The organism is Actinomycetospora sp., assembly GCF_055612215.1.
Genome location: NZ_JBVPVA010000150.1, coordinates 1 through 6,182, shown reverse-complemented (window position 1 = coordinate 6,182; position 6,182 = coordinate 1). Strand labels below are relative to the sequence as shown.

The following is a 6,182-nucleotide window of genomic DNA, read 5'->3' as shown; positions in this document are numbered from 1 at the left end:
CCGCTACGGCCGGGGGACCGGCGCCACGCCCCGGTCCTCCGCCCCGCCCCCGGAGCTGGTCGGGGACCTCGAGGAGGGCTCGGAGGCCCGCAACCGCCGCGAGGTCCTCACGCTCGCAGCGCTCTCCCACCCGGGCCTGGTCACCGTCTACGACGTCGGCGACGACCACGGCCGCGCCTACTTCGTGATGCAGCTGATCGAGGGCGACACCCTCGCGCAGCGCATCCGCCGCGGCCCGCTCCCGCTCGGCGACGTGATCGCCCTCGGCGCGGCGTTGGCCGACGCCCTCGCCTACGTGCACCGCCGCGGCGTCGTCCACCGCGACGTCAAGCCCGGCAACGTCCTGCTCGACGCCGACGGCCGGGCCCACCTCTCCGACTTCGGGATCGCCGCGGTGCGCGACGCCGCCCCGGTCACGGCGGCCGGGATGGTGATCGGCACCGCGTCCTACCTGAGCCCCGAGCAGGTGCGCGGCGAGTCGGTGTCCCCCGCGGTCGACATCTACGCCCTCGGGCTCGCCCTCATCGAGTGCATCACCGGGCGGCGCGAGTACCCCGGCAACGCCCTCGAGGCGGCCGTCGCCCGGCTGCACCGTCGCCCGATGGTCCCGGTCGGCCTGCCGGAGTCGCTGCGCACGCTCCTCACCGCGATGACGGCTGACGAGCCGGAGGCCCGGCCGGACGCCGACGAGGTCCTCGCGGCCACGCGCGCCATCTCCCGCGAGGTCGGGGTCGACGCCGAGACCGTGCTGTCCCCGGCGCTCATGGCGGCACCGACCGGGGCGTTCAGCCCGGCGCCCGGGGTGGTGGCGGGACCGGCGGCGTCGACCGGGTCGGCCGCGACGACCGGCGCCTACGCCGACGCCCCGGCCGCCGGCGAGACGCCCGCCGCGTCCCGTCCGCGCCGCCGCCGCCTGCTGCTCGCGGTGGGGATCGCGCTCGCCGCCGTGCTCGTCGCGGGCTCCGCGCTCGCGTTCACGCTGGTACGGGCCTCCTCGACCGCGCCGCTGCCGCCTCCGCCCTCGTCGGTGCCCGCGATCCCGGCGGCCCCCGCCGCGGTGGCGCCGACGACGGAGGAGGCGGAGCCGGCCCGCTCGCCCCGGGCCCGCGTCACCAGCCGGCCCCGCCCCCGGACGACGACGGCCGTCGCGCCGCCCGTGGCGACCACCCCGGCACCGGTGGTGGTCACCACGCCGCCGGCGCCGGTCGTCGTGCCCCCGCCGGTGGTGGTCACGACGACGCCGACCGGGCGTTCGGAGCCGACGTCGGTGAGCTCGCCGAGCTCGCCGACGTCCCCGGCCTCGAAGCTCGTCGCCGCGCCCTGACCCGAATGCCCGACCGCGTCGGCGACGGGCACGACAGGCAGGCCTGCGGGCCCTCGGGCCTGCGCCGTGTGCCCCTGGTCCGGCAGTGATCACCCCAGCGGCCGTGTCGCGGCCTCCACCGAGAGCGGCGGGCCGCTGGGCAGGAGGCCGACGACGGACTGCGGTGCGGGCGAGAAGGTGCGCCCGAGGCCCAGCGCCTCCGCGGTGGCCGCGTCCGGCACTCCGTGCACCGACCCGGTCGCCGATACGACGGCCAGCCCGTCCGGGCCCGTGCCGGTCGTGCGCACCGCCGCACCGGTGCCGGGCAGCGCCACCCGGTCCACCCGGTCCCCGGATCCGTCGGCCTGGCGCAGCGTCGTGCCCGGCCCCGGGGGCTGCGCCGCGACGGTGACGACCGCGGCGCCGTCCGCGCCCCCCAGGTCGGCGCAGGCGGTCGGCGCGCGGTCGGGGGGCAGCGGCACCGGCGCCGGGTCGGGGAAGGCGCGCGCGTCGATCGCGCGGGACACGGGCGGCGCGGCGACCTGGGCCGGCGAGACCGTCGGGATCGGCACGCCGGCCCGCGTCGGGTCGTCGAGGCGGATGAGGCGGGCGAGCAGCTCCGGCACCACCTCGACGCCGTCGGGCAGCACCAGCAGGTAGGTGTCGGGCCGGCCGGGACCGACCACGCGCACCACGCCGCCGGCGCGCTCGCCCGCGAGGTCCACCGGCACCGACGCCCCGCGGCCGGGGATCGCGGGCGGGGTGATCGGCGGCGCCTCGGGCAGGGCGGCGAGGAAGCCGCTGCTCGCCGGCCGGGGCAGCAGGCCCCCGAGGCCGAGCGCCTCGACGACGGCCGGACGCGCGACGTCCAGCCGTGCCCGCACCCCGTCGTGGACCAGCCAGTTCTGGCCCGCCCGGTCCACGACGACGAGGCCCTCGGCCGGGGCGAGCGGGCGCCCCGGCGGGCCGGCCGCGCCGGCGACCGTCGTCGTGGTGTGGGGTCGGGTCCAGGCGAGGCGCGGCTCGGCGTCGGGGGACGTGGTGTCGCAGACCGACCAGACCGCGGGTCCCGGCCGGTCGGGCGGGGGCAGCGCCGGCGCGTCGACGATGCCGACGGGGCGTGCCCGCGGTGCGGCGTCGAGGGTCTCGTCGGCGACGTCCACGGGGTCGGCCGGCGACGGGGCCCCGGCCAGTGCGGCGGCGACCAGTCGGGCCGAGGCGAGGTTCGGGACGCCGATCAGGCGGTCCGGGTCGTGGGCGACGACGGCGAGCGCGCCGGAGCGTTCGGCGACGACGATCGAGGCGCCGCGCCAGTCGGGCGGCCGGTCGACGAGGCCGACGACCGCGGCCGCCCCGAGCGCGAGGACCGCGAGGAGCCCGCCCGCGACGGTGGCCCGCGTGTGGCCGCGCAGCGGGTCGACCCGCGGCGCCGGGTCCCGGCGCACGAGCGCGGAGGCGACGCGGCGGGCGGTGAACCGCTGCGCGACGACCTGGCCCGCGGTGGCCGCCCGCCGCCCGGGCGCCGGGCCGTCGGCAGCACCGGGTGCACCGGGGCCGGAGTCGGGCGGGGCGCTCATGACCGCCCGATCGTGGCACAGCGGCCGCGCCGGCGAGGGTCCTTCGGCTACGCCTTGCGGACCGAGACGCGCAGCCGGATCGAGGCGTGCACGGCCTCGTTCCCGGCGTCGTCGCGGATCGCCACCTCCACCGTCACGTCCTCCTTGTCGGGGCCGAAGGCGGGCGGGGTGGCGAACTCGGCGTCGGCGGTCACGGAGGTCGTCGCGGTGGCGAGGTAGCGGACCTCCATCCCGATCGGGATCCAGCGGTGGGACGCCGGGACCGCGGCCTCGGCGAGCACCCCCATCGCGTACTCGGCGAGGTTGCACGAGGCGATCGCGTGCACGGTGCCGAGGTGGTTGTGCACGAGCCACCACTTCTGCATCCGGACCCGGCTGTGCTTCTCGTCGAGCTCGAGGATCACCGGGGCCGCCGTCAGGAAGTACGGCGCCCGCAACCACACCGCGCCGCTGACGAGCAGGCGGCCGGGCAGCGTCCCGGAGAGACGGTTCCACGAGGACAGCACAGCGCTCATGGGCCTCAACCTACTCACGGGTAACCAAGTCTGTACACAGGTCCGTCCGGCAGGGTCCGGCCCCGATGTCCGTCGTCACCGCCCGCCTCCGCGTCCGGGGCCGTCGGGCGGGGCGCCGTGCCGGACGGGCGGTCGCGGCACTCGTCGTCGTCCTCGCCGTCGTGCTGCTCGCGACCGGGGCGGACGCGCCCGGGGCGCGGTTCCGGCCCGGGGAGCCCGGCGACCCGACCGCGCTGGCCCGGACCCCGCCGATGGGCGTGAACGACTGGAACGCGGTCGGCTGCACCGACGCCTTCGACGAGGCCTGGGTGCACGCCCAGGCGGACGCGCTGGTGGCCACCGGGCTGCGCGAGGCCGGCTACCGCTACGTCAACCTCGACGACTGCTGGGCCGCGCCCCGCCGCGACGCCGCGGGGCGACTGGTGCCCGACCCGGTCCGCTTCCCCCACGGCGTCGCCGCCCTCGCGGACTACGTCCACGCCCGCGGCCTGCGCCTGGGCCTCTACACCAGCGCGGGCACCCTGACCTGCGACGCGCGCGGCTTCCCCGCCTCGCTGGGCCACGAGACCGCCGACGCGGCCTCGTTCGCCGCCTGGGGCGTCGACTACGTCAAGGAGGACGACTGCTCCACGGCGGGGACCGACGCCGTCGCCCGCTACACGACGATGGCGCGCGCCCTGCGCGCGACGGGACGCCCGATGGTCTTCGCGATCTGCGACAAGGGGAACTCGGCCCCGTGGGCCTGGGCGCCCGGCGTCGCGCAGCTCTGGCGGACCACCCACGACGTCGCCGACGACTGGGCCTCGGTCGCCGACGTCGTCCGGCTCGACGTCGTCGTGGCCGGCCGCACGGGGCCGCCGCCGGACCGGGGCTGGAACGACCCGGACATGCTCGAGGTGGGCAACGGGCCCGGACGGGCCGTCACCGGGGACGGAACGGTCGACGCGGGGCTGAGCCCGGCCGAGCAGGCGACACAGATGGCGGTCTGGTCGATGCTCGCGGCTCCGCTGCTGGCGGGCACCGACGTCGCGCGGGCGGACCCGCCGACGCTCGCGCTGCTGGGGAACCGCGGGCTGGTCGCGATCGACCAGGACCCGGCCGGGCGGCCCCCGACGGTGGACCTCGACGAGGTCACGGGCCGGCTCGTCCTGCGCCGCGGCCTGGCCGACGGCTCGACGGCGGTGTCGGTCACCGCACTCGGCGACCGGGCGGTCCCGGTGCCCGCCGGAGTGTCGGGTCGGGACCTGCTGAGCGGCTCGCCGGTGGTCCCGGGCGTGGTCGTCGCAGCGCACAGCACCGTCGTGGTGCGCTGAGCGGCGACCGTCCGGACCAGCACGGATACCGCTGGGCGGAACGGTCGACAACGCGATGACGCCGCGCGAGGCGTATGGAACACCCGGACGGGGGACTTAAGCAGGTGATGCGGCCCCGTGCCGTGGACCCCGAGGAGCCTCCGATGACCACGCCACCCCGACCCGGTGCCCCCCTCGTCCCCGGCCTGACCCTCCGGGACGCGAGCCCGGCGGCACTCGCCGAGCGGCTCGTACCCATCCTGCGGGACGTGCCGTTCCCGGCGCGCCGCTGGCAGGTCGTCACCGCCGGTGAGATCTACGGATGCGACGGCGTGACCCGGCAGCTGCTCGCGCGGCTGCCCGAGGCGGAGTACGCGACCCCCCAGGATCTGCTCGGTGTCCTCTCGGCCGTGCTCACCGGCCGACCCCTCCCGGTGACCCCGGCGATGCGCGGCGCGGCGCCCGGCGGGCGTGCCCGGCCCGGCGCCCCGATGCGGGTCCCGCACCGCGCGCTGGCGAACCGGCGCCCGCGCATGCCCCGCCCGGCCTGACCTCTCAGGACCGCGTCCAGCGCCGCACCACCGTCTCGAACGGCACCTCGAGCTCGCCGTCGCCGGGGAACGTCCCGTCGAGGTACTCGCGGGCGGCGCGGTGCACCGCGTCCTGCTCCGCGGCGGGCAGCTCCAGCACGCCGCTGTAGGTGCACACCATCCTGGCGACGTCGTCGCGGGACATGGCGCGCGTCCAGCGGACCGTGACCGCCTCCGGGAGCTCGTCGACGAAGCCGTGTCCGGGCGGGAGGACGATGTCGAAGCCCCGTCGGGACAGCGTCGCCGAGCCGTCGGCGGCCGCCTTCCCGATCCCGCGGACCCCGGCGACCCAGCCCACCGTCGGGTCGGCGCGGCTCCACAGCAGGCCCAGCACCCCGCCGGGGCGCAGCACGCGGGCGATCTCGGCGGTCGCGACCGGCGGGTCGAACCAGTGCCAGGCCGACGACGCGAGCACCGCGTCCAGGGCCCCCGAGGCCAGCGGGATCGCCTCGGCCACCCCGTGGACCGCCCGGGCGCCCGGCGTGGTCGCCGCGAGGCGGGCCAGCATCCGCGGGGCGGGTTCCACGGCGACGACGACGCCGGGCGCGGCCGGCCGGGCGAGCACGGCGCGGGTCACCAGGCCGGTCCCGGCGGCGAGGTCGGCCACCCGCCGGGCGCCCGGCGGGAGGACGTGGTCGAGGGCCTCCGCCGCGGGGGCCGGACGAAGCCGGTCGTAGGCGTCGGCGCGGGTGCCGAAGGTCAGCGCGCGCGACATCACCCGACCGTACGGCCTGCGAGGTGGGGCGGGGGTCCGGTCAGCTCGTCGGCGCGGTGAGGTCGTACACCGTGGTCCCGCCGACCGTCGCCGCGGTGTAGTGCGCCGTCACCCACGCCGTGATCTGGGAGCCGACGGAGTCCGAGCCGCCCTGGCCGCCCATGCCGCCCCCGTCGCCCGAGGCGAGGAA

General features: G+C 78.3%; 6 protein-coding genes. 3 read left to right on the top strand and 3 right to left on the bottom strand.

What is annotated here, in order from left to right:
* Window positions 1-1,324, top strand: a 1,324-nt coding sequence (locus AC0CYZ_RS04195; protein ID WP_472212641.1) for a serine/threonine-protein kinase, incomplete at its 5' end; no start/stop codon positions are given.
* Between the two features lie 89 nt (window positions 1,325-1,413).
* Here the strand turns inward: AC0CYZ_RS04195 and eccB are convergent.
* Window positions 1,414-2,880: a type VII secretion protein EccB gene (gene eccB / locus AC0CYZ_RS04190; protein ID WP_472212639.1), complete on the bottom strand. Its 1,467-nt coding sequence runs from the start codon at window positions 2,878-2,880 to the stop codon at window positions 1,414-1,416.
* A gap of 47 nt (window positions 2,881-2,927) precedes the next feature.
* Window positions 2,928-3,395 carry a hotdog fold domain-containing protein gene (locus AC0CYZ_RS04185; RefSeq protein ID WP_472212637.1) on the bottom strand — a complete coding sequence of 156 codons (468 nt, stop codon included), beginning with the start codon at window positions 3,393-3,395 and terminating at the stop codon, window positions 2,928-2,930.
* 65 nt (window positions 3,396-3,460) lie between these two features.
* Between AC0CYZ_RS04185 and AC0CYZ_RS04180 the strand changes: the two genes are divergently transcribed.
* A complete protein-coding gene (locus AC0CYZ_RS04180; protein WP_472212635.1) occupies window positions 3,461-4,708 on the top strand; it encodes a glycoside hydrolase family 27 protein in 1,248 nt (415 codons plus the stop codon).
* Between the two features lie 143 nt (window positions 4,709-4,851).
* Window positions 4,852-5,238: a DUF2795 domain-containing protein gene (locus tag AC0CYZ_RS04175; RefSeq protein WP_472212633.1), complete on the top strand. Its 387-nt coding sequence runs from the start codon at window positions 4,852-4,854 to the stop codon at window positions 5,236-5,238.
* A gap of 4 nt (window positions 5,239-5,242) precedes the next feature.
* Here AC0CYZ_RS04175 and AC0CYZ_RS04170 read toward each other — a convergent pair whose 3' ends face one another.
* Window positions 5,243-5,992: a class I SAM-dependent methyltransferase gene (locus AC0CYZ_RS04170; RefSeq protein WP_472212631.1), complete on the bottom strand. Its 750-nt coding sequence runs from the start codon at window positions 5,990-5,992 to the stop codon at window positions 5,243-5,245.
* Window positions 5,993-6,182 lie beyond the last annotated feature (190 nt).

Excerpts from the sequence above, each read along its gene's own strand:
- eccB (WP_472212639.1), bottom strand. The coding sequence starts at position 2,880 with ATGAGCGCCCCGCCCGACTCCGGCCCCGGTGCACCCGGTGCTGCCGAC.
- AC0CYZ_RS04185 (WP_472212637.1), bottom strand. The coding sequence starts at position 3,395 with ATGAGCGCTGTGCTGTCCTCGTGGAACCGTCTCTCCGGGACGCTGCCC.
- AC0CYZ_RS04180 (WP_472212635.1), top strand. The coding sequence starts at position 3,461 with ATGTCCGTCGTCACCGCCCGCCTCCGCGTCCGGGGCCGTCGGGCGGGG.
- AC0CYZ_RS04175 (WP_472212633.1), top strand. The coding sequence starts at position 4,852 with ATGACCACGCCACCCCGACCCGGTGCCCCCCTCGTCCCCGGCCTGACC.
- AC0CYZ_RS04170 (WP_472212631.1), bottom strand. The coding sequence starts at position 5,992 with ATGTCGCGCGCGCTGACCTTCGGCACCCGCGCCGACGCCTACGACCGG.